This is a genomic window from Thalassococcus profundi (assembly GCF_003344785.1).
Classification (GTDB): Bacteria; Pseudomonadota; Alphaproteobacteria; order Rhodobacterales; family Rhodobacteraceae; genus Puniceibacterium; species Puniceibacterium profundi.
Genome location: NZ_QPMK01000027.1, coordinates 20,157 through 41,337, shown reverse-complemented (window position 1 = coordinate 41,337; position 21,181 = coordinate 20,157). Strand labels below are relative to the sequence as shown.

The 21,181-nt window shown below is 58.8% G+C and carries 20 protein-coding genes, 1 tRNA gene and 4 pseudogenes; 15 read left to right on the top strand and 10 right to left on the bottom strand.

Features of this window, described 5'->3' with window-relative positions:
• Positions 1 to 300 (bottom strand): annotated as a pseudogene (locus tag DU478_RS21590) (IS3 family transposase); the annotation flags it as partial.
• A 99-nt stretch (positions 301 to 399) separates the two neighbouring features.
• Positions 400 to 825, bottom strand: a pseudogene (locus DU478_RS23670) (DUF3644 domain-containing protein); the annotation flags it as partial.
• A gap of 535 nt (positions 826 to 1,360) precedes the next feature.
• On the opposite strand from DU478_RS23670, the gene DU478_RS21575 reads away from it, so the two are divergent.
• Positions 1,361 to 1,450, top strand: a tRNA-Ser gene (locus DU478_RS21575).
• 481 nt (positions 1,451 to 1,931) lie between these two features.
• Here DU478_RS21575 and DU478_RS21570 read toward each other — a convergent pair.
• Complete coding sequence (locus tag DU478_RS21570) at positions 1,932 to 3,122, bottom strand: MFS transporter (RefSeq protein WP_233501531.1); 1,191 nt, start codon at positions 3,120 to 3,122, stop codon at positions 1,932 to 1,934.
• Between the two features lie 178 nt (positions 3,123 to 3,300).
• Between DU478_RS21570 and DU478_RS21565 the strand changes: the two genes are divergently transcribed.
• The 4 genes from DU478_RS21565 to DU478_RS21555 all read left to right on the top strand — a co-directional run bounded on the left by DU478_RS21565 (position 3,301) and on the right by DU478_RS21555 (position 5,820).
• Positions 3,301 to 4,113, top strand: a complete 813-nt coding sequence (locus DU478_RS21565; RefSeq protein ID WP_114512920.1) for a GAF domain-containing protein — start codon at positions 3,301 to 3,303, stop codon at positions 4,111 to 4,113.
• A 326-nt stretch (positions 4,114 to 4,439) separates the two neighbouring features.
• A complete protein-coding gene (locus tag DU478_RS21560) occupies positions 4,440 to 4,910 on the top strand; it encodes a GNAT family N-acetyltransferase (protein WP_114512919.1) in 471 nt (156 codons plus the stop codon).
• A 250-nt stretch (positions 4,911 to 5,160) separates the two neighbouring features.
• A complete protein-coding gene (locus DU478_RS22770; RefSeq protein ID WP_147276404.1) occupies positions 5,161 to 5,364 on the top strand; it encodes a hypothetical protein in 204 nt (67 codons plus the stop codon).
• Between the two features lie 63 nt (positions 5,365 to 5,427).
• Positions 5,428 to 5,820, top strand: coding sequence for a hypothetical protein (locus DU478_RS21555; RefSeq protein ID WP_114512918.1), 393 nt, complete (start codon positions 5,428 to 5,430; stop codon positions 5,818 to 5,820).
• An 86-nt stretch (positions 5,821 to 5,906) separates the two neighbouring features.
• Here the strand turns inward: DU478_RS21555 and DU478_RS21550 are convergent, their stop codons facing one another.
• The 6 genes and pseudogenes from DU478_RS21550 to DU478_RS21525 form a co-directional block, all read right to left on the bottom strand.
• Positions 5,907 to 7,220, bottom strand: coding sequence for a PQQ-dependent sugar dehydrogenase (locus DU478_RS21550; RefSeq protein ID WP_233501527.1), 1,314 nt, complete (start codon positions 7,218 to 7,220; stop codon positions 5,907 to 5,909).
• A 419-nt stretch (positions 7,221 to 7,639) separates the two neighbouring features.
• Positions 7,640 to 8,209 (bottom strand): hypothetical protein, encoded by a 570-nt coding sequence (locus tag DU478_RS21545; protein WP_114512917.1) that lies wholly within the window; start codon positions 8,207 to 8,209, stop codon positions 7,640 to 7,642.
• 396 nt (positions 8,210 to 8,605) lie between these two features.
• Positions 8,606 to 9,757: a COG3904 family protein gene (locus tag DU478_RS21540; protein WP_114512916.1), complete on the bottom strand. Its 1,152-nt coding sequence runs from the start codon at positions 9,755 to 9,757 to the stop codon at positions 8,606 to 8,608.
• A 292-nt stretch (positions 9,758 to 10,049) separates the two neighbouring features.
• Positions 10,050 to 10,364: a hypothetical protein gene (locus DU478_RS21535; protein WP_456119799.1), complete on the bottom strand. Its 315-nt coding sequence runs from the start codon at positions 10,362 to 10,364 to the stop codon at positions 10,050 to 10,052.
• A pseudogene (locus DU478_RS21530) lies at positions 10,361 to 11,563 on the bottom strand (recombinase family protein); the annotation flags it as partial. The gene DU478_RS21535 and the pseudogene DU478_RS21530, both read right to left, overlap by 4 nt.
• Positions 11,563 to 11,706: pseudogene (locus DU478_RS21525) on the bottom strand (DUF2924 domain-containing protein); the annotation flags it as partial. The pseudogenes DU478_RS21530 and DU478_RS21525, both read right to left, overlap by 1 nt.
• Positions 11,707 to 12,045: 339 nt before the next feature.
• Here DU478_RS21525 and DU478_RS22765 point away from each other — a divergent pair.
• The 8 genes from DU478_RS22765 (at position 12,046) to DU478_RS21470 (ending at position 18,270) form a co-directional block, all read left to right on the top strand.
• On the top strand, positions 12,046 to 12,855 hold the full coding sequence (locus tag DU478_RS22765; RefSeq protein WP_147276403.1) for a hypothetical protein: 810 nt from the start codon (positions 12,046 to 12,048) through the stop codon (positions 12,853 to 12,855).
• A 93-nt stretch (positions 12,856 to 12,948) separates the two neighbouring features.
• On the top strand, positions 12,949 to 14,172 hold the full coding sequence (locus DU478_RS21505; protein ID WP_114512912.1) for a hypothetical protein: 1,224 nt from the start codon (positions 12,949 to 12,951) through the stop codon (positions 14,170 to 14,172).
• 86 nt (positions 14,173 to 14,258) lie between these two features.
• Complete coding sequence (locus tag DU478_RS21500) at positions 14,259 to 14,453, top strand: hypothetical protein (RefSeq protein WP_114512911.1); 195 nt, start codon at positions 14,259 to 14,261, stop codon at positions 14,451 to 14,453.
• 119 nt (positions 14,454 to 14,572) lie between these two features.
• On the top strand, positions 14,573 to 15,271 hold the full coding sequence (locus DU478_RS21495; RefSeq protein WP_147276402.1) for a sigma-70 family RNA polymerase sigma factor: 699 nt from the start codon (positions 14,573 to 14,575) through the stop codon (positions 15,269 to 15,271).
• A 76-nt stretch (positions 15,272 to 15,347) separates the two neighbouring features.
• Positions 15,348 to 15,545: a hypothetical protein gene (locus tag DU478_RS21490; RefSeq protein ID WP_114512909.1), complete on the top strand. Its 198-nt coding sequence runs from the start codon at positions 15,348 to 15,350 to the stop codon at positions 15,543 to 15,545.
• Positions 15,535 to 15,720, top strand: a complete 186-nt coding sequence (locus DU478_RS21485) for a helix-turn-helix domain-containing protein (RefSeq protein ID WP_114512908.1) — start codon at positions 15,535 to 15,537, stop codon at positions 15,718 to 15,720. Before DU478_RS21490 ends, DU478_RS21485 begins: the two co-directional genes overlap by 11 nt.
• Positions 15,721 to 15,723: 3 nt before the next feature.
• The gene (locus DU478_RS21480; RefSeq protein ID WP_114512907.1) at positions 15,724 to 16,692 is read left to right on the top strand and encodes a hypothetical protein; all 969 of its coding nucleotides are present in this window, start codon (positions 15,724 to 15,726) and stop codon (positions 16,690 to 16,692) included.
• A 591-nt stretch (positions 16,693 to 17,283) separates the two neighbouring features.
• Positions 17,284 to 18,270 (top strand): DUF3883 domain-containing protein, encoded by a 987-nt coding sequence (locus DU478_RS21470; RefSeq protein ID WP_114512906.1) that lies wholly within the window; start codon positions 17,284 to 17,286, stop codon positions 18,268 to 18,270.
• A 198-nt stretch (positions 18,271 to 18,468) separates the two neighbouring features.
• On the opposite strand, the gene DU478_RS21465 is transcribed toward DU478_RS21470, so the two are convergent.
• Positions 18,469 to 19,059 (bottom strand): hypothetical protein, encoded by a 591-nt coding sequence (locus tag DU478_RS21465; protein ID WP_147276401.1) that lies wholly within the window; start codon positions 19,057 to 19,059, stop codon positions 18,469 to 18,471.
• Between the two features lie 265 nt (positions 19,060 to 19,324).
• On the opposite strand from DU478_RS21465, the gene DU478_RS21460 reads away from it, so the two are divergent.
• Positions 19,325 to 19,954, top strand: coding sequence for a hypothetical protein (locus tag DU478_RS21460; protein WP_147276400.1), 630 nt, complete (start codon positions 19,325 to 19,327; stop codon positions 19,952 to 19,954).
• Entirely contained in the window at positions 19,954 to 20,967 is a 1,014-nt protein-coding gene (locus DU478_RS21455; protein WP_114512903.1) for a hypothetical protein, read from the top strand. The genes DU478_RS21460 and DU478_RS21455 overlap by 1 nt, the downstream gene beginning before the upstream one ends.
• Positions 20,968 to 21,181 lie beyond the last annotated feature (214 nt).

Below are 21,181 nucleotides of genomic sequence, written 5' to 3'. Positions count from 1 at the left end.
CAATGCATCCAGCACGTCCGTGGAGTTGAGCTTGCGATCGACGCGGATCATGATCGCCTCCCTTGTGTATTCGTCGATGATGTTCAGAGTTCGATAGACCCGCCCGTCAGCGGTCCGATCCTGGACGAAGTCATAGGACCAGACGTGGYTGGGCCGCTCGGGGCGCAGACGTACGCACGACCCGTCGTTCAGCCAGAGACGCCCCTTTTTCTTCTGCTTTTGTGGGACCTTCAGCCCTTGTCGTCGCCAGATACGTTCGACCCGCTTGTGGTTCACATGCCAGCCCGCGTTGTTGAGCAGGCCTGGGCTGGAAAAGCCCCTTGGCCTTCGAGGCGCAGGCAGCATAAATGAAAACCTGGAGCGGCACCAAAGCGTGACAGGTCCACCTTGTTTCAGGCAGTGACCGAGCTCCCAGAACTTGTCGGCACCTTCCTTCGTCTTCTGGCCCGGGTATCGGTAATCGATGCCTTCCCGCTTGAACCAGGCGTGAAGCAGATACGTCCACGCGATGATAGCGGTAACGATAAAGAGCTCAGCACGGAACGTCAGGCCAGCGCTGTTGAACGTCTGCACCGCGGCGATCATGGCTTCCCGGGATTTAATGAGTAGCTCATCACCCTGGATGCTTAGTCCGGTCTCATGGTCGATGTCCGGCCACGTCGCCAAGAATGCCTCGAGATCGTCCTCGCTCGCGGATTTGATCGCTTTGTGTTTCGCCTCGTTTCGGATCTCGCTGATGAGGCGATGATTCACGGATCGAGTGGGGCGGGTGAAGTAGGCGAGGATATCCTGGTCATTCGCGAACGGACTGCCCCGGGAAATCATGGCCTTGACGATTGCCACTTCCCAGTTCTCCAGTGTATTCCCGCGCCGTCTCTTCTTCTTCGGTGTCTCTTCCTCTTGGTCGATCATGCAGCACCTCCCGGAGATAAATAGCAGTCGCGAAACTCCTTACAAAGTGCTGTTTCCGATGCTGTATTTCTCTGTGGTGGCGGAGGCTGATTATGAGTACGGGAGGGGATAAGCGACCGAAACCAGACTCGATGAGCCGCTCGCGACCGACATCCTGGACGCAGGGTGTAGACAACACGATGTAGCAGTGCGACCGGGACAAGAGAAGGTGCAACCCGTCTCAGGTGTCATGTTAGTTTTCCGCTGCGAAGTGGATAACACTATTTCCTCTGTTGGCATCAAACTCCCTGTGGCCGGAGTGGTTGCCGTTGACAAATCGTTGCCAAACACTTGGGACTTTGGCGGCAATCTTGGTGAACATATCTAATATTAGGCATGTGATATGAGTGGCGGAGTAAGCGCGATTTTCGCCTTGTTTCCTGAGCCATACACCTCTAAACGGGTCGATGGAGACGTGGCCGAGTGGTCGAAGGCGCTCCCCTGCTAAGGGAGTATACCGGAAACGGTATCGAGGGTTCGAATCCCTTCGTCTCCGCCACTTGCCCCCGCGAAAGCGTTCTCCCCATCCGGCCGCGGCCGGATTTTTGCGTGTTTTCAAAGGGGTTTGCGGGCTAGGCTGAACACTGCCGTGCCCGCGGCTGCCTCAAAATCTATTCTCTTAGCCCGATATTCTCCGGACCTCATGACTGCGCCGATTTGGTGAATTTCTTGCAAGATACTGAAATTAAGCTGTTTTCTGGAGATGCCATCTGAACACTTCGACCGGAGTCGTGTTCGCTGAGATGGAACGGAAATCGAACATTCGCTGATCGTCCGGTGTGTATAGAAGCACCGAAGTTTCCGCAGAGCAGCATCTTGTCAGGCGCTGCGAAAAGGGCGGGAAGCGAATGTTCGCTGCAATAGGCAGGAACGACCGCTATGCGGTCTCTGAGCGCATTCTCGATCCGAAAAACGCGCGCGCCAGTAACGCGACGTCGCCATGATGTGCTCCGGCACGCTGCGCTTTGCAAGGCACAGTCTTACTGCCGGGATTTCAGATGGCGAAACGCCAGCGCCAGCGGGATCACCGTGAGGAACAGGCCAAGACCGTGGTGCATCGCTGCGTCCGGCGACCCGGCGAGATCGACGATGCCGCCTGCGAGCGCCGGTGATATTGCCATGACCGCGTGATACAGCGTGAAGAAGACTCCCATTCCGAAGGCCCGTCGCTCTGGCGCGACCGCTTGACCGCTCAGCGCCATGATTATTCCGGCCGGAGCCATTCCGATCAATCCGAACAGTAGGCTCGCGCCGAGTTCGGCACCGGGCAGTTGCAGCAAGAGGAAGGCCGCCGCTCCAGCGAGCATCCCGATGACAAGCACCGTATCGCGCCGGCCAAAGCGGTCGACGATCTGACCGCAGACTGCTCCGGAAAAGATCATGACCCAGCTTGCCAAGCTGACGATCGACGCCGATGCGACAAGCGTATGCCCGCGCGCCTCCAGAACGGCTGGCCCGAAGCTGAGCCAAACGATGTAGCCCGCATTGAAAATGCCCCAAGCCAGGCCCGCCGAGCAGACAAGTGCCCATTCACGGGGCAACAGCTGCATCCGTCGCTCGGTGGCGGGCGGACTGTCATGCGGCGAGCGGTAGAACACCCAAACGCCGATCGCGGCCGCGGCGCACCAGATCGAAGCCGCCGCGAACGGCATTCGCCAATCGAACAGCGTGATCAGCCATGTGTGGCCGACCTGGCCGAGTGCGATGCCGAAAGGCCAGCTCATGACCAGGAGCGACATGGCCGTCGCTATCTCGCGGGTGCCGAACCAGTCGGCCACCATCTTCGTGAAATACAACGTGACGACCAGAAAACCGGCCCCCGCCACGATACGCCCGAGCCCAAGCGTCTCAGGGCTCGTAGCCAAAGCGGAGAGCAGGCCTCCCAAAGACAAGGCAGCAAGGCCTGCGCCAGACAGCACACGATCCGAGGCAAAGCGCGAGAACGCGCCCGCCGGCAAGGCGAGGATCAAACCCGGCGCCATGAACAATCCGATCATCACTCCGAGCTGGGCGTTGTCCATCCCAAAGATATTGGTAATCTCACCTGCGGCCGACCCGACGGTCTGGAACTGCACGCCAAGCCCTGCGCGCGCGAGGACCAGCAGCGCCAGGATACGCCAGCGCATCGGGATGGCATCATTTTTCGCTTTGGCCGCTGTGCTCGTTCCCATGGGCATTGGTCCGTCTCCTCGCCTGATCCGTCCAGCATGACAGCGGAAGAAGCAGCACGGCATCGGCTGAGTGCAGTATTTTGAGGCGCGGCCTTGCATTATCTTTGCTCACGCATTTGCGTTATTGCCTTGTCTTCGCGAACGCGGAAGACTCCGGGAGGTTCTGAGATCCGGAGACATGCCGCAGGATGCGCTAACACCCCGCGAGATCGAGATCGCCTCTGCCTATGCGCAGGGCGATACCTACAGCGCGATTGCAACCCGGCTGGGCATCGCGCCCACCACCGTGCGCACGCATCTGGCTACGATCTATCGCAAGCTCGGCGTGTCCTCGAAGCTGGAACTTCATGCGCAGCTGATCGGAGCCTCCAAGCCCTCGCTGGACACGACCGACTATGCGGCCGTGATCTCGGAGCTTGCGCTCAGCCTCGAAGAGGCGCTGTGCCGCGAGCGCGCGATGGGGGAGGTCCTGCGCATCATCAGCCGATCGCAAGGCGATGCTGACGAGGTCGTGGCGGCGATCCTGGGCCACGCGCTGGAACTCTGCGAGGCCGAGTTCGGCATCTTGTTTGATTATCATGGGCAAGCCCGGTTTGAAGCGACCCACGATCGCGGCATTCCGGCCGCGTTCCGAGATTGGCTGGACGTGCAAGGCATCTTCGCCTTTGCGTCAGCGACTGGCCTGGGTCGCGTGGCGGCGAGTCAGATGCCGGTCAACATTTTCGATGTCCGCGCCGAGGAGATCTTCCGCGGAGAAGATCCCCTCCGCTGGGCGACGGCACATCTGGGGGGTGCGCGATCCTTTGTGGCGATACCGATGCTTGCCGGAGACCGGCTGGTCGGTGCCTTCACGATCTACCGACAGAATGTGCGCCCGTTCTCCGAGACCGCGGTGGCGCTGGCGCAGACATTTGCCGATCAAAGCGTCATCGCGCTGGAAAATGCGCGCCTCTTTTCGTCGCTCAAGAGCGCGAATACCGCTAACGAATGAGCAGTTAAATGGGTATGCGGTCGGGTTCTTGACATCAGAATGGCGCTACAGACGGATACTCGTTGATCTACAAAGCAAGTAACCGACGGCTTTCCGCCTGATCAGCCATTCGCATCGACGTGCACGAAGTTCAGCTAAGGGCCGGAAGCGACGGTATCGCGGATGCCGCCATTCATACGGCGAGCCGCACCGCCGCATGACCGCTTGGAGCCCGACCAAGACATTCAAATCGTTGTCTGTTCGGCTGCTGATACGCCATCTGATCTTGTTCAGCGAGCAGCAGGCTCATATTTCAAGGCATACAAGCCACGAAGAATACCCGAGCGATGCGCGAGATCAGCTTCATCAGATTGCCCGAGATCGATCCATCCGAGATTGTGGCGCACATGTCCGACCCGCGTGTGGCTGAACACATGCCCTTACTGAAATTCGAATGGGATGATGCCGCGGTCGCCAAGTTAGTCGCCATCAAAGAGGCGTTCTGGAACCGCGATGGGCTGGGCCATTGGGCTATAATGTCAGACGACGAATATATTGGTTGGGGTGGCTTTCAGAAAGAGGGAGACGATTGGGATTTCGGTTTGGTTCTCAAGCCGAGCGCATTCGGACTTGGTGCACGCATTTCAAGAAAAGCGATCGACTTCGCCATTACCGACAAGCGCATTCCATTCGTGACATTTCTGTTGCCTCCGTCGCGCACGAACCTGCGCGCGTTCGACCGACTTGGCGCGGTTTTTGTCGGTGAGCAGGAGTATGATGGGGAGACCTTCCTAAAGTTCCGGTTGGAAACGGAATGAAGGCTCCGTCCGCTCAGTGGACCTCGGCAATCGGAAAATGCAACGCGACGCAAGAACGACCGCTTCGGTGAAGCTGCGTCGCAGCGTGGTTATGCTGTCTCAAGGTCAGCAATGGGCCGGGAGCCGCTACGGGCACGACGGGCGGGAAGCGGGCCTTCTCTGCGCGAGCGAGCACATCACTGCCAACACAAGGAGGCGGACCTTTCGCCGAGAACCGCCGTCGAAACCAGCGTGACCTACACATAGGGCGATGAGCGATCCGTTGCTGCGAACGATCCAAATTTCCGCCCAGCGGGCAAAGGGTGAAAACGCTGCAACCGCACCAATGCCTGCTGCTCGAAAACTGTTCCGGGAAACGTTCGCGTCCGGCACTTCCGAGAACGTACCGAAGCAGCGCGATGTCAAGGAGGCGCCTTTGCCCGATTGCGCCGCATCACCGACCGCACAATCGTGAATTTGACCTGAAATCTCCCTGTCCTTACCCTCGGTCATCGGAGTGCATTTTGGAGGGCTCGTCGTGAAGAAGTGGCAGGTCTTGGTCGGAATAACTGCTGGCTCTTTGCTTGCCGCAGCGGAGTCCTATGCCGAGCAGCAGGACACGTCACCAAGGCATTCGGCTGACAATGCTGTTCCTAGATCGATAGGTTGCTCTCAGGGAAGTGGCGCGGCGCTGCATCAGTGCAGCTATCGCGTCAAGCAAGACGAGAAGGGCAGAATCTCGGTCACGGTCATCTTCGCAAATGGCTTTGAGCGGGCCCTGTTCTTTAATAATGGCGAGTTCTTGAAGGCCAGCGTGACAATGTCCGGTGTTGGTACCGACACCGAGTGGAGCGTCGTGGACGGCACATACAGGATCCGTGTGGACGGTCAGCGCTACAACGTGCCCGTCAGTCTGATCGTGGAATACTGACGTCGGTACCGTTTCAAAGGGCGCAGCTGGCAAAGCGAAAAAATAGCCCGCGCCAACCTGTTGGCGCGAGCGCATCTCTTGGAAGGTTACTGCATGCTTTCCGCAGTGACTCTGTAGATTTCGCCTTCGTCCGTGGCGACGTAAAGCGCATTGTCGGGCCCCATGGCAAGCCCGCGGAATCGAGCCGAGAATCCTAGCGGCATCCGCGTGATGCCGTTGATGCCCATACCGTTCTCCGTCAGGCTGATCATGTCGATCCTTGACCCGACCGGCGTATCGCCGAAGCCGATGCCCATGATGCCGACGGCGAGGCGGCCTTCGTAGATGCCCCAGTTTTCGCCGGTAAGGAAAGCGGCGGAGCCGGTGCCCTGAGAAAACCCATTGTTGTTCCACGAGGGCGGCATCAGGTCTTCAAAGCGCGTGTCGCTCATGGGTGTATAGGCGGCGCGGATCGCCGGATCCATGCCTTCGGTTTGGTTCGGCTCGTAGCCACAGTACTCGTCCGGGCACTCGCCTCGGCCACCCGTGTTCTGGGCGGGATCCCATCCGGCATTGCCGCCGTTCACAAGCGCGGTGATTTCATCGTTGTGCCACGGGCCATGCTCGGCGGTGAACGCGCGGCCGTCACTGGGGCGGAAATCGATGCCCTGCACGTTTCTGTGCCCGTGGGTGTAGATACGCGGGTCAAAGCCCTCGGGCGGGTTGTTGTCCGGATGGGCGTTTCCGTCCCCATCGATCCTCAGGACCTTACCACACAGCAATGTGCCATCCTGCGGACAAATACCTCTGTGACGATCGCCACCCGTGATCCAGAGATAGCCGTCGGGTCCAATCCGGAGCCGACCACCGTTATGCGCGCCCGGTCCGCCAAAGGGTTGATCGGAATCGAACGGCTTGTACTGGATGTCCGTCACAATATCGGTTCTATCGGACACGCTCGTCAGATCGTCGCTGACGGTGAGCCGCATGACAATATTGCCGTCGCATTTCTCGAAGTTGGTCGTGCAGCCATCGCCGCGATACATCATCGAGCTCGAATAGAGGTACAGCGTGCGGTTTTCCTCGAAATCGCTGTCCACCGCCACGCCGAGCATCCCCGCCTGGCCTTCGCAGAAAAGGTCGCTGCCGCTATCCGCGTAGCCTTCGGTCTCTTCCATGCCGTAAAGGGCGTTCACGGTGCCATCCGGCGTCCGAACGGAAAGACCGTCGCATTTTTCGGTGAAGAACATCGTGCCGTCCGGCAGGAACGCCATGTCCCATGGCGCGTCAAGTTCCTCCAGAACGACGGTGGGTGTGATTGTGGGCACGTCCATCGCCCCGTCGTTTCCTTGTGCAATTGCAGCGGGTGCCGCGCTCATCACGCCCAGTGCCGTCACGGCTGATAAGAGCCGGTGTTCCATGGTAATCCTCCCAGTCGATTTTTTTAGTTTTTAGAAGAAGATGCTCGAACGAAAACAACTTAAGGGTCAAGGAGAATCTCGGCTGCGTTGAAGAGCCGAACGACAGACACGCGATTGGCCGGGGAAATGTGAGAATTGGTCTCGATCCTGACGTTTGCGGCAGTTGGACCAAGTGTCCGCTACGGGCCGGGAGCGTCACGAGGCATTGCCAGGTTGGTCATGGGGCTCGCTGCGCCGCCGCAAGTCTGCTTTGAGCCCTTCCTGCTCATTCAACGGGCTGCAGCGAACGGCCGCTCTCGCGAGCAGCCAAAAACGTGCGAGAACCAAATGGGTTTTGCCTTGCCATTCTGTCGCGGCTAACCGTCTGAAGACGCAGGTTCTCTTAATGAGGGACAGAAACCACCGTTTTTGGCATACACCTACGGTTGAGTATGGGTCTTTAGAGATTTTGTCCTTGCTCGCGCAAATGCAGCCCTTGCGCCATCTAGGGTCAAAATCTTTCGGTCTCTGTAAACGCTTTCTGTTTCGACCGTGCACTCTGTTTTGGAGCAAAACGTGTCTTGAAACTGGAAAGTGCGGCGTCCGGTATCATCAAACGACACCCCAAAGAGGATGTGCCCATCACCTGGGGCAATCACTTCCTCGTCCTTCAGAACGGACAGAAAGGTTGGCAGGTCGTTTTGAGGCTCGCCCAAGAACGATTGGGTATCTTCACGTAGGAGTTCAACGGCTCGTGGGTCGCTGATGTCAAAGCCCCCGTAGGTCAGCCTAAATGCTTTCACAATGGCGGGACCAGTGCCGTTGTTCTTGAGGTAGACGCCGTAGTAGGTCTTTTCGTCTCGCTCAGAACGAACCTTACGCATATCGAGATCAAGTAGCGGCATCACAGACTGCTTGTCGAGTTGCCGCATGTAGTACGTGTTCAAAACTGAGACACCTAAAGCGCAAAGCGCTACTACCGCCGCAGCTCCACCAATAATCAATTCCAATCGTTTCTCCTTCACCATCTACAAGCATAGATAAGCAATCGCGGGGTAATTTCTAACGGCGCTCTCCGTTGGGTTGATCGACTAGCCGGATCGACAGAGCTATGGACAAGGTTTTGCAGGGATTTTTGGCAAGGCCCCAAAACGACGGTTTTTGTCCCGGATCAGTAGCTGCCGTTCGTCGAAGGTCTGCAAAGTCCGCACACCAGACCTCCACCCTTGGAAAATGCTGCGCGGTGTACAAATGGCCGGTCTGGTGGAGCTGCGGCGCGTCGCCGACAGCCGACCTGAATGGCCGGATAGGGCCGGGCACGTCCTAAACGCAGTTCATGGCCGCTGTTTTTGTATAGTTCGCTTTCTGCGCATAGCCCTTCTCCGAAAAACCGGTTGGCTATGCAGCTACATGCAAGTCCTGGGCAGAAGGTGCAGTCCGTCGAAGTTTTCCGGCAGTGTAAAGCTCATCGCCGAGGCAGCGTTGTTAGCGTAGCGGCTGGACCAATCCTCGAAAGCGAACCGTTTGCGATGGACAAGGTCGGACAACGGATCGGCGAAGCGGAATCGAAGCTTCCCGATTACACCACCATCGATCCTGCGTTCGAAGTCCTCCGAGATGAGCTCCAATGCGCCGGCATCCTTCAGGGATACGCCGTCGTAGAGCTTCCAATCACGGTGAGAAGGAACATCATAAGCGCCGCGCCAGTCAATTGTAGCCAGCATGTGCATGTCGTCGCTACGGCAATAGACTTCGAGGCGATATTCGGCATCACGACGCGAATAACGAATCTCGGTGATCCCGACGCCATTCGGGTACCCGGTTATGAAGACGTCCCTCACCATCCGGTTGTCTACTCGCGTTGTCTGGAGTTCCTCCTCAGTCAGGTAATGCATGTCCCTCGGATCAGTGCGCGAGGCCAACTGTAGCAACTCGGCCGAAACGTCCATTTCGAACAGGAAGCCGAGAAGGATCGAGATGATTTTCTGGTCAGTTATCCGGTCCTCAGCATTGAAGGCTGGTGCCGAGGGGTCGGCTAGGCCCAAAGAATCGTAGAATTGGTGGACGCCTAGGCGACCGACATCTTGGAAGCCGATTGCGGCACCCGGCGTGGTCTTCGATGCAAAGCGGCTGACACCGCCAGCGAAGGCGAAGACGCAGGCCGACGAGCATTCGGCTTGAACTGGCGGATCGTAAGTGACCTTTCGCAAACCACTGTCATAAACGTCCTCAACATGTGCGGCTGAGACTGTGGTGTTGGCCTGCTGCTCGCGGATAGCCATGCCAAGAAGGACGCCACCTATCAGGCTTCCACCCGGCGAGTTGAAGTGGATGTTCAGACCCCGCGCATCGTCGAGATCATTGCTCCTCAGGAACTCGCTGAACCGCTCGGCAGTATTAAGATCGATGATCCCCTCTGCGGCGATCCAGACACAAGTAACGCAGTTGCCACCATTCGTTGCCTCGTAAAATTCCATAGGGTGCTTGAAACCGGCGGTCGCCGCACCGCCGGACAGGCTCAGTGAAAATCCGAAACAGGCCACTGCAATGGACCTCATGCCGCCCCTCCCTTAGCTTTCATACAAATCGACTATCGGAGCGCGAAGCGTCGCCCCAAAATGATCGAATTTCAAATAGTTTAGTTTGAGACTGACAAACCGCCTCACCGCCAAAACGGAAAAGCATTGCGCCTTTATGTCTTGCTCCGATGTCCGGTCCGAGTGCTCTCCGATGCAGAATCCTTCGCAGCGACGAATGACCGGTAAGGGCCGGTCGCGTCGATCAGGCGAAGGTTTGTCGTTGAAAGGCCCATTCGCCCGGAAACGGCTGTAGTACTGTCGCCAGTGTCACCTACTGCCCCTGCTTGCCGTCGAGGATCGCCTCGACGATGTCGGGCGCGAGCAGGGTCAGGCGCAGGACACGCGTCATGTAGGACGGCGCGATCCCCTCCCGTTCGGCCAGTTCGGCGATGGTGGCGAACTCGCCCGATTGCAGCATCCGCTTCCAGCGGAATGCACGCGCCAGCGCCTTGACCAGTGTGTTGTCGGTCCGCCGCGATTGCGTGGCGCCTTCCGGCAACTGCATCTCCTTACGCCCGCCGCGCTTCACGATACGGAACGGAACGTGGAGCGTCACCGTGTCGGGGACCGGGGCCCCGCGGGTCATGCCGCTGCTCCGATGCTGCCAGACAGCATCTCGCGCGCGAGCCCTCCGAGGCCGTCCATCCGGAGCCGGACGTTCAATCCGCCTGTGCCGACGTCGACGCGCTCGACCAACAGCGCCGCGATGCGTGCCTGTTCGGCGGGGAAGAGTTCGTCCCACAGCGGGTCGAGTTGCTGCAGGGCGCCGCGGGCGTCGGCCTCGGTGATGTCGTCGGCATGGGCGCGCGCCGCCTTCCATGTCCCCGCCACGATCTCCGGCTGGCGGAACACCGCCCGCAGCTGGTCGACGACGGCCGCCTCGATCTCGCCTGCTGGCACCCGGCCAACCGGGCACGATCCCGCGCCGTGCTTCAGCACCGTCTGGCTGACATAGTAGCGGTACAGCCGGTCGCCCTTGCGGGTGTGCGTCGGCGAGAATGCGGCGCCATCGGGGCCGAACAGCAGTCCTTTCAGCAGAGCGGGCGTCTCGGCACGGGTCCGTGCGGCGCGCTTGCGCGGGCTCTCCTGCAGGATGGCGTGGACACGATCCCACTTTTCGCGGTCGATGATTGCGTTGTGCTCGCCAGGGTAGCTGTCGCCCTTGTGGACCGCCTCACCGATATAGGCGCGGTTGCTCAGCACCCGGTAGAGGAACTTCTTGTCGATCCGATTGCCCCTTGGCGTGCGAATGCCGCGTTTCGCCACCTCCCGCGCCAGCTCTGTCCCCGATCCGATCTTCAGGAAACGGGCGAAGATCCAGCGGACGTGCTCGGCGTCTTCGTCGTTGATCACCAGCTTCCGGTTTTCGACCCGGTAGCCGTAGGGCGGCACCCCGCCCATCCACATGCCCTTCTTGCGGCTGGCAGCGACCTTGTCGCGGATGCGCTCGGCCGTCACCTCGCGCTCGAACTGGGCGAAACTGAACAGGATGTTCAGCGTCAACCGGCCCATGGACGTGGTCGTGTTGAAGCTTTGCGTCACGCTGATGAAGGTCACGCCGTTGCGGTCGAACACATCGACCAGCTTCGCGAAATCCGCCAGTGCGCGACTGAGCCGATCGATCTTGTAGACGACAACCACATCGACCAGCCCGTCCTCGATGTCCTGCAGAAGCCGTTGCAGGCCGGGGCGTTGCAGCGTTCCGCCGGAAATCCCTCCGTCGTCATACTGGTCGCGCACCAGCACCCAGCCCTCGGAGCGCTGGCTGGCGATGAACGCTTCGCAATGCGGTACGCGAGGCGGCTCTCAAGGTAGCGACGATTGAACGGCGGCGGCTCGCTGTCGAACAGGTCGCGCCATTGTTGCTTCAGGTCTGGGGTCGACGTGGTTTTGAGCGCGGCCAGGCGGGCGGGAATGGGATCGGTCATGCGGTTCTCCGGTTGGTTGGAGTTGCATGAGCGCTCTGGTCGGCCGAGTTGTGTAGCGGAAATTCTCCATGTTCGGCAGATAGTTGGGCTGCGTCTCTCATGCGCAGCCGGACCAGGCCGAGCGCGAGGATACGGCACAGGTCGGCGCGGCGTTCCGATGGCGTCATCCGGGCCGGGGGGAGCGGATTGGGACCGCAGGATCGGGTTAGGCTCATGCAAAAGCTTCCTCTGTAGGCGACTTCTGCAAGGGGAAAGCCGGTCGGATTGGCCGATTGGGACATGTGAATTTGTCAAATGATCTCTGTCCAAATACGCTGGTTTCGATTGGGAGAACCAGCGATGGCGCAGATAGAACGCAACACCCGAAAGATTATTGAGGATTTGCCAGCGTCACTGGCCGCGCCAGCTTTCGCGAAGATTTTTGGCACCATCACTCCAGGTGAGAATATTTTTGCCAAGGCAGACTGGCTTGACGCGGAACCCGGTGCGCGCCTTCCGGTCGTTCTCTTTTCGACATTTGGAAAGGAGGTTCTTGAGGCTGTCGAAACCCATGCTGAGCGAATTGTTGAATTGGCTGAAGGCAATGGCGTGCAGTCCTTGAAGACAATTATCGGCCAAACGGTGACCGAAGAAGAACATATCCTTTTCGAGAAGCAACTCGACGAACTGTGTAGGAGCTGCTGGGCTTTCACTAATCTCGAAGTGGCATTCCAGAATGCGGAAAGCTTCAATCAGGCGCGTCAGGATCGCGATCGTGGAAATATTTGCTCCAATTTTGCGCTGGATATACCGGAAGACATCGAGGCGACGGCGGATTCGGTTGATGAAGCGGCCCTGACGGAAAAACTGCGCAGTGTCTTGGATCTCAGGCATGACCCCAAGCTGACGGCCATTGATCTCTCGGCGACGGAAGAACATCCGTCCTCAGTGATGCTGATCGTGCGCCACGGTGGCGACTTGTCTTCCGTTTACGTTCATACCGAGGAAGGAAGCAGGCAATCGCTGTACTACCGTCCGCAGGACGAAATCACTTTGATCTACACGCCGGCCAAACGGCTTATCGAGGTATTGGGGATGAGCTTCGGGCATCGGCACGAACTGTCCAATGCCTTCGCGGAATTGGTTCTCGGACAGAACGTTTCCGAATAACCGCTCTCCGAAAAAGTCTTCGACCTAGGCAGGTTTTCGCATTCCTTCGAACTGGAAATCCCGGAGATCTCAGGTTTCTTTGTAGAAGCGGCGATGGTTGTTGAATTTGAGTTACTGCTCGGCAGCTTTGCACGCCGGGTGACATTGAAGGTAGCCAAAGGCGAGGATATCGACGCTCTGGCACGAAGATATCTTTCCGGCGCTTTAAGATATCGTGGCCGCGAAGGCATCAACTTGATTGCCATTGCCGTCGATTACCGAAAAGAAGAAGAAGACCGGCTGCGCAAACTGAATGTCACCGTGCGTGGCACGAGTGGGTCGAACGTCCAGAATCACAAGGATCGCCGGGCGCGCTTTCTCGCCTCCCGACTTTTGGAGGCTTGGGGCATTGCGCGAAGCCTTCGGCCACTGAACCGCGACGAGGCGAAAGCAATGCTTCCGGGTCTTCTCAAGCTTTTCGACTTGGGAGACGAGGTTCTGACTGGTCTGCTGATAAAAGAGCTTGGGCTTTCGGTCGACGAACTACTCGGAGCGCAGTTGATTTCTCAGAAGAGCAGGCAGCCGGTCACCCTGGCAGATGCCGAAGGTGACGAGGTCATCGAGCAGGAGGTGTCCCGTTCCGTACCGTCGCGCTCAACGCGCGATTATACCAATTACAAAATTGCGACCGGCTGGCTTCGCGAGACTATAGCCAAACGGCTGTCAACGGAGCTCGATTTTCGTGATTTTCGTCCATTGAGCGAAAGGCTTTCAGGCCTTGGGACCCTGATGATTGGCGGGCAGCCCGTCAGTGTATTTCTGGCACGTGACCTCATGAGCTTCAAATCCATTAGTGCACTTGAGATGGAGCTGAGCCAGCGCGCACAAAAATCTACCGGTCTGATCCTTGGCGCCAGTCCGGAGGCGCCGCGTTATATCGGCCACAATGTCGTCATTCCGATCGGAACAGTCATGGAACCCGGCGACCCGGACCTTGCAATTGATTTGGACCGCCTTCGAGACCGGTATGAATCAGACCGGAAGGCTTCAAAGCACATCGTGTGCGCAAAAGTGTTTGAGGGCGGTAACAACACGGGTAGTTTCGTGATGCCTGACAAGCCAGCCCTGCCACTAACGGGCCGCATACAGCTCGATTTCTTCACCAAGCTCGCAGATGCCTACAACGCGGGATTTCCAGAAGTTCATGCCAGCATTCTTGTTGAAGGCACCTCGGCATCTACGCCGAGGGCGGTCTTTAGCGGGAAGATGCGAAAACGCGTGTTCGACGATTACGTGGAAAGGGCGCGCGACAACGGCTGCTGGCGCCTCAAAGGCTAGCCTTCCATACCTTTTCCATACTCGGGCACAGGACGCTCCACACAAATTCGGGCGATGAGACGGCATCCAACGATAGGAGCACTCATATGCCGTCACGTTTCCGCACACATACCAGCCACCGCGACTGGCGCTGCAAGCGCTGCTTCAAGCTCCTCGGCCGCATCGAGCGCAGCCGCGTTCAACTCGTTATCTCGCGCAGCCATCAGTACCTCGCCAGCGTCCCGATCTCCTCGGTCTGCCGCTGCTGCGGCACGCTGAACGAGATGGTCACACTGCCCTGACTTGAAGGGCGGCCGTTTCCCGGCCGTCCCTTTTTCCATTCCAAATTCCAGAGGCGCGCGACGCCCGTACCCCGGCCCGATGAGAGGCGCGAGATGCCCGGCCCCAGCCCAGGCATCTCTTGTACTCCAACTGGTCCGCGCTGCGCGCGCAGCTTGTCCGGTCCGTGAACCGGCATTCCGCCCTGATCCATTTCTGCAAACTGTTTCCGTCTGGCGGCTCGGCCCCGACGTCCCGGGAACCAGGTCAACTTCTTGACTGGCTTCAGAACAAATCGGTGGACCCCGATGCAAAGAACAATGTGCTGACCCATCTCCTGCGCTCGGCCATCGGCGGAGAAACCTGCAGCGACCTTGCCGCAGAATTGTTGATACTGGCGCTTTGGCCAGGGCTTTGCGTGGTCCGCCATCGGCTGAGAACGCTCTGTCGTTCGGGCAGTCTCGATGCCGATCTGCTGAGTGGGCTCGCAATCGGGATTGGTAGCGCCGACCCGGAGCGCGTCAAACGCGTGGCCGCTACCCTGTTGCGCAATCTCGAGCGGGATCTGAGGCGGGAGTACCACGGCGCGCACAAGACTTCGCGACTCGACCTCCATGATATCGTGTCGTTGCATGAACCGTCAGACCACACGGACGGACCCGAAATTTTGATGAAGGCCGCCGAGGCCGCTCTCGGTGAAGACGGCTATCTCCTCACCGCCGTTCACATCGCCGGGTTCAGCCAGAAAGAGGCCGCCGAGCAGCTCGGCATTAGCCATGACGCGGCGCGAAAGCGATGCCAGCGGGCCATCGCGCGCCTCCAAGACAGTTCTGGCGTGTGATGTCCCAATCCGGTGCCGCACCCGGCTTTCCCCTTTCAAGCGCCGTCATTCGCGGCGCGAGGAAAGGAGCAGACCGATGACCATGCCGATCATGGACGAGGATTACGAACGCGTGCCCGGGCTTTTCCGGGCGTGGGACTTCGGCATCCTGCTTGAGCAGGGCTGCAGCTATCGCGTGGAGGACGGGGGGCGCACGGATGACGGCCAGCCGCTCTACCTCGTGTTCTGCAAGGCACAGGCGTGGGACCTTCCGGAGGTGCGGCATGACGCATGACGCCCTCTGCTTTACCACGAACGAACTGGCAGCGCGCTGGAAGGTGAGCATCCGGACGCTGGAGCGCTGGAGAGCAGAGCGCTACGGCCCCGCCTGGATCACCATCGGCGGCTCGATCCGCTATCGCATTCCGGATGTGCTGGCCTGGGAAGCTGCGCACACGACCCGGCCCTAGATCATGGACGCGGGGCGCTCTCTACGTGACCCCCGCGACAACCGGAACACTGACAGGGCGGTCGTTGACCGCCCCGAACGTGCTGGGCAGATCACATTCGCAGATGCCGCTGCGCAACTACTCGACAATGGCTACGAACCCATTCCGATCAAGCCGGGCCAGAAGGTGCCGGCGCTCTCCCGCTGGACCAGCGTTACCATCTATCCGCGCCCGGTTTTGGTCGTGACATACCAGGCGATCGAGGCGGCATTTGCAGATATTCCGAACGTCGAGACCGCTCACTTCAACGCCGTCGCCGGGCTGGACTGCTACAACGATGTGTCCCTGCTGATCAGCATCGGGCGCCCCCTGCCGCCCAGCCAGGAAGTGGAAGCGCTGACAGGGGCATATTTTGACCTGGTGCCGGATGGTCGTTACCGGCGCGAGGTCGCAGGCCTCCGGATGCGGTCAGGACAGGTCCGCGGCCTCCCGGTTCTCCGGCACGAGGACGAGAATGCCGAAACCCTGCGCGCGGCGATTTGCGACGATGAGTTGATCCAGGTGGTCGGCCGCGGGCGTGGCGTGAACCGGACAGCGGCAAATCCACTGGAGGTCCATGTGCTCTCCGATGTTGCTCTGCCGCTGATCATCGACCGGATGACGACCTGGGATGTCGAACGCCCGGATGTGTTCCAGCATATGGTGCTTTCCGGTGTCGCGGTGGACAGTCCGGCTGATGCAGCGGTCCTGCATCCGGGTCTGTTCGGCAATGCCAACGAGGCCAAGTTGGCTTTCAGCAGGTCGGTATTTAAGGGTCAAAACCCTATAAATACTTCTTATAGGGAAATGACCCTTAAATCGGCTGCTTACCGGCGCGCTGGACGTGGCCGTGGCTGGCAGCGTGCCTGGTGGGCCGACGGTGATCCACAATCGGTACGGCGGCAATTTGAGGGCATGTTGGGCGACCTCGCTGAATGGCACGCTGAGTATTGATCGGGACAGCGGGCGCAATGCCAAGCAGACGTCCACCGGACTTGCGCCGAGCGTTAGCCTGTAGCTCCCGGACAGCACGGTCATTTCAGGGTGTATCTCGCGGTAGAAAGATGTGCAGACGCGGTGCGAACCGGCCCATAGCCGCCGGTCAGGGGGCAGCCCGTCGCTGCCGTGCAGCTTCACCAAAGCGGCCGTCCCTGGCATCGTGCAGGACGACATTGCAGGGGCTTTGCGCAACGCAGGCAAGCCATTCCAGCCAGATTTCAAGCGTAGCAAGGAAATCAGCCATGACGGCAGCAAAATCGTCACGTAGGGCGGATAACGCCTGAGTGCGGCGCGGCATGGTATCTTAGGAAGCGGGGTCTACGTGCTCTCCATCGCGTCGGGAAATAGGTCTTGCACCGAACACCTAATACTTCGCATTATCAAACTGAACCGGACGGGGCATCCCGAAGTTGCGTTGCGAGACCCGGCCTACCCACTCAAACCGCTTCAGGACGACATCTCCGTGACCTTGGAGCCGATGATTATCGCAAAGGCGCTGCCAAGACTGGATATTAGAGCGGGCGAATTCAATAGGCGGCAGAGACCATGGCGACAGAGACACTGGTGTACATAAACCATGCGTGGATGACGCACTACAGAGGGCCACAGGGGGACAAGGCTGAGGGCAATTTCAGTTTTCTGAAGACGAACGACATCGCATACGAATCCTGGAACTTCGAGCCGATCAGGCGAAAGGTCTATGGCTATGTGCCCCGATCTGCCAAAATCAATATTTCCCGGCTGGGGGCAAAGAGCGGCGATGCCGAAGTGAATGGCGTGACCGTAGTCTGGATTGCGAGGAATCCACGAACAACGAAAACTGTAATCGTCGGCTGGTATCGGAACGCACGCATCCACAAAGATGCCGAGCATCGACGTCTAAAGCGTTCGTCAGATTTCGAGGTGGGATATCAGATCGAAGCGCCCACTGCCGACGCGGTACTTCTGCCGATTGATGCTCGTTCATACACTATTCCCACGGCAAAGGAGCCCGGAAATTTGGGCCAAAGCCCAGTCTGGTACGGCAAAGGGGAAGCCTTCAATAGAGATGTCGTTGAATACATTAACCGAGGCGGGGCACCCGTCAAACGACCATCCAAAGTTCCAAGACAGACTGACGCAGAGTTGCGCCGCAAGGTCGAACAGGCAGCGATTAACCACGCGATTACCTATTACGAGTCCGACGTGGGCGGTTCTCATAGAGTGGAATCGGTCGAGAAGGACGGCGTCGGCTGGGACCTTGAAGCGTTTGCCGAAGACGGTGCCAATCTCAAAATCGAGGTCAAAGGACTCTCTGGCAAAGACCTCGTCGTCGAGCTGACGCCAAACGAATACGCGAAAATGCTATCACCTGAACACCGGGCCGACTACATCATCTACGTGCTTCCAGAGGCGCTTTCGTCCGAACCGGTGGCCTACATCTTTCGCTATGATGCAATTTTATCGAAGGGAAAAGATCTGGTCTGGGTGTCCGACGAAGGGCAACGTCTACGGATTGAACCTATCATTGCGGCCCGGCTGTCAATTGCTTGACGAAGACACACCGCATTAGTTGACGAAACCGGCCCTGACCAGACCTTTGGGATAGAAATCAGCGCCGCAGTGCAGCTTCACCGAACCAGCCGTTCGTGAAGCGCGCAGAAATTTCGCAAGTTGCGTGGGCCACTGCGATGCAGAATTCGCGCTTACACGGCCGCACATACGGAGGCTTCCAGAAGAATTTTCGGCTGCTCAGTTCTTTAAGTAGTCCATAGTGGCTGCCCCATTGCCGCGTTTGTCGGTCTGGCCGTTCACCACAGCGTCGTTCATGCCGGGGTGGCCATTGGCCCACCCCCAAATGGAAGCCGCACCTGTGCAGAAGCGGGCGGCGGCCATCCCGATCTCCTTCCCCCATTTGCCGCTTGTCCTGTGGCAGGTTTCGTAGAGCTCTTTGTAAGAGATGGTCTCGGAGGCTTGATGCTTGGCGGCAATTATGCCCAATAACTTTTCTGCGTCGAAACCTTGCGCTTCGATGTATTGCTCGCAGTTCGCTGATAGAAGCGCCTTGCCTTGTGCGACCGCCTCAGGCTTAGCAGTGTCTAAGGCTTTTTCGATGCGAGCCTGATGTTCCTGTAATTCGGGGAATGATTTTCCCACTCTCTGCCCTCCTGGCTTGGCCTTGACCTTCTCTTTAGCTGGTCTCTCCAACTCGGCCAAGTGCCTATAACTACGCCAATGTTCACGAGGCGAGAGTAACTTGGTTTTCGGACGTAATTGTCCCGTGGTTGCCGATAATAGCTGACCGTCTGACGCTTCATGGCGCTCCCGAAACGCGTCGTTCACCACTGTCCTTCGCAAAACCTGAACCGCCGCTTTCTGCCACTGCGGATCGATTGATCGAAAGGAAGTTACTTTCGTCCGGCGTGCCGCTGCACCATGAGCTTTGAAATTTCTTTCGGGAAAAAGCTTGATTATAGGCTGCCGCACCGCTCACTATGAAATTCCAATAATGGCCTCGCGATATGGCCTGCCCGCAGTCAGGCAACCGATAACCGTGATGACTTTAACAGCCCCGGCGCATCCGCTCGACCCAGCGGTAGAGCTCGAGATGATCCAGTGGAAACAGGCGCACTTCGAGCGAATAACTGAACAAGTAGAGAACGCTCTGCCCGATCTCATGGCGGAAATTGAAAGAACCGTCGCATCGATTTCCTCGATCGCCGCGAGCAAGGCGCAAGTTTCGCCCGACAGGCTTTGGAAGGAACTTTTCGAACCTTGGGCGCAGCGAACCGCCAGCCGCGTCGAGGCTGAGATGGACACCGAAATTGGAGCGCTTGTCTCAGCGCTCTCCGAGAAAGGCACCCGCCAAGACGCCCTGCGCGTCGCGCTGCCCGCTCTTGCCGGAGCTGGCGTGCTCGCCGCTTCTCTTGCAGCCATCCCCACTGTTGTTTCGCTCGCGACGGTGACCACGACCTCCTTCATCATCTTCACCACCACGGCGATCTCCTGGCCCATGCTCGCATTGGGAGGCACCGGTATCGCCTTGGCTACGCTGACCGGCAGCCGCGTCGTTGATCGGCTCAGTGATCGAAATCGCAGACATCTCGTAGTCCGCCTCCAGGGCCGCGCCCGCATCGCGGCGTTGGGTCACGGACTTGCGCCGGGCGAGCGCTGTCTCGTGACCGATCTCCAAGCGATCACGCTACGCAGTCTCGAAGCTGAACTGCGGGCCGCTTGATGCCTCTCCTCTACGCCATCCCTCCTGGCCTCGACGCGCTTGTTTCGTCCGGTCAGGCTCAGTTGATGGGCGCGATAATCAAGGATGTCTCCTCCGGCCAAATCCTGGGGCACGTTCAGCAGACGCAAGGTTTCATCCAAGCTTTTGCTCAGGCCGGAGGCGCAGCGGCACAAACCGGTTTCTCGCCCCTCGGGATTGTCGGGATGGTGCAGAACGAACAGATCAAATCTTCGCTCGAACAACTGCGTCAGGGCATGGCCCTTCTGCAAAATCTGCAGGTTGCCAACATCGCTCTCACCGGGATCGGGCTCGGCGTGTCCATCGCCGGCTTTGCGATCATGAACATGCGCCTGAACGCCATCGAGAAAAATCTCGGGACGTTGCGCGAGGAAGTTCGCGATATTGGCAGGTTAATACAGGAGGCCGAGATCCGCCGCCTCTTCAGCGACATCCGCGCGGCGCTTAAAGACCTTGATGGCGTCGCGACGCGGACCGACCACCTCGCGATTGCAGGCGCTCTGCAAAGACAGCTTTCCACACACGTGAGCACAATCTCCGACTTGCTACGGGAAGCCATGGATCCCGCCAAGGCGACCGCCCTCCCTATGGAGCGACTGGACCTGATCTGGACCTTGGGCTCGGCAAAGTGGCTCTGCGAGGAAGCAGAGCTGCGGGCGCTATTCATTTCCGAAGATCTGGCCCATGCGGGCGATTACGCGGCGCAATACCGAGACGACAACCTCAGGTGCCTGGATCGGATGAACCCGGATGCGCTGGCCCGACTGATCGCCGCTGCCGAAAAGGATTTGGCCACGTCGATCACCGTTCGTCGTGAGGCCGCTGGGCGCCTTAGCCGTATCGCCGACGGCTTCGCCAGCGCCGTGGCCAGCCTCGGTCAGCAGCAAGCACTGTCGCGAGCCCTCATCGACGGCGGAGTAGGCGGACGTGACTTCATCCTGGCCGCCTCGCGGGAAACAAAAAGCCCCTTCCTCATCGTCACACCGGAGCAGTAGCTGGTGGGCCTCGCCGCATTTGCATGCAGCCGCGGGACATCGGAACAGACGCCGGTTGTTCGACTATGAAACGACGAACCAGCGCGACGCGGAACTCTTCAATGGGTCAACGTAGCGCAGGCCCAATTCAATCGGCTACCCTCGACATTTCAATCTTGCGAGGCCAGGTGTCAGCCTACTCGTTAGATCGGTTGTCACGGAAGACAGAAGTTCG

Excerpts from the sequence above, each read along its gene's own strand:
- DU478_RS21570 (WP_233501531.1), bottom strand. The coding sequence starts at position 3,122 with ATGGGAACGAGCACAGCGGCCAAAGCGAAAAATGATGCCATCCCGATG.
- DU478_RS21565 (WP_114512920.1), top strand. The coding sequence starts at position 3,301 with ATGCCGCAGGATGCGCTAACACCCCGCGAGATCGAGATCGCCTCTGCC.
- DU478_RS21560 (WP_114512919.1), top strand. The coding sequence starts at position 4,440 with ATGCGCGAGATCAGCTTCATCAGATTGCCCGAGATCGATCCATCCGAG.
- DU478_RS22770 (WP_147276404.1), top strand. The coding sequence starts at position 5,161 with ATGAGCGATCCGTTGCTGCGAACGATCCAAATTTCCGCCCAGCGGGCA.
- DU478_RS21550 (WP_233501527.1), bottom strand. The coding sequence starts at position 7,220 with ATGGAACACCGGCTCTTATCAGCCGTGACGGCACTGGGCGTGATGAGC.
- DU478_RS21540 (WP_114512916.1), bottom strand. The coding sequence starts at position 9,757 with ATGAGGTCCATTGCAGTGGCCTGTTTCGGATTTTCACTGAGCCTGTCC.
- DU478_RS21535 (WP_456119799.1), bottom strand. The coding sequence starts at position 10,364 with ATGACCCGCGGGGCCCCGGTCCCCGACACGGTGACGCTCCACGTTCCG.
- DU478_RS22765 (WP_147276403.1), top strand. The coding sequence starts at position 12,046 with ATGGCGCAGATAGAACGCAACACCCGAAAGATTATTGAGGATTTGCCA.
- DU478_RS21505 (WP_114512912.1), top strand. The coding sequence starts at position 12,949 with ATGGTTGTTGAATTTGAGTTACTGCTCGGCAGCTTTGCACGCCGGGTG.
- DU478_RS21500 (WP_114512911.1), top strand. The coding sequence starts at position 14,259 with ATGCCGTCACGTTTCCGCACACATACCAGCCACCGCGACTGGCGCTGC.
- DU478_RS21490 (WP_114512909.1), top strand. The coding sequence starts at position 15,348 with ATGACCATGCCGATCATGGACGAGGATTACGAACGCGTGCCCGGGCTT.
- DU478_RS21485 (WP_114512908.1), top strand. The coding sequence starts at position 15,535 with ATGACGCATGACGCCCTCTGCTTTACCACGAACGAACTGGCAGCGCGC.
- DU478_RS21480 (WP_114512907.1), top strand. The coding sequence starts at position 15,724 with ATGGACGCGGGGCGCTCTCTACGTGACCCCCGCGACAACCGGAACACT.
- DU478_RS21470 (WP_114512906.1), top strand. The coding sequence starts at position 17,284 with ATGGCGACAGAGACACTGGTGTACATAAACCATGCGTGGATGACGCAC.
- DU478_RS21460 (WP_147276400.1), top strand. The coding sequence starts at position 19,325 with ATGATCCAGTGGAAACAGGCGCACTTCGAGCGAATAACTGAACAAGTA.
- DU478_RS21455 (WP_114512903.1), top strand. The coding sequence starts at position 19,954 with ATGCCTCTCCTCTACGCCATCCCTCCTGGCCTCGACGCGCTTGTTTCG.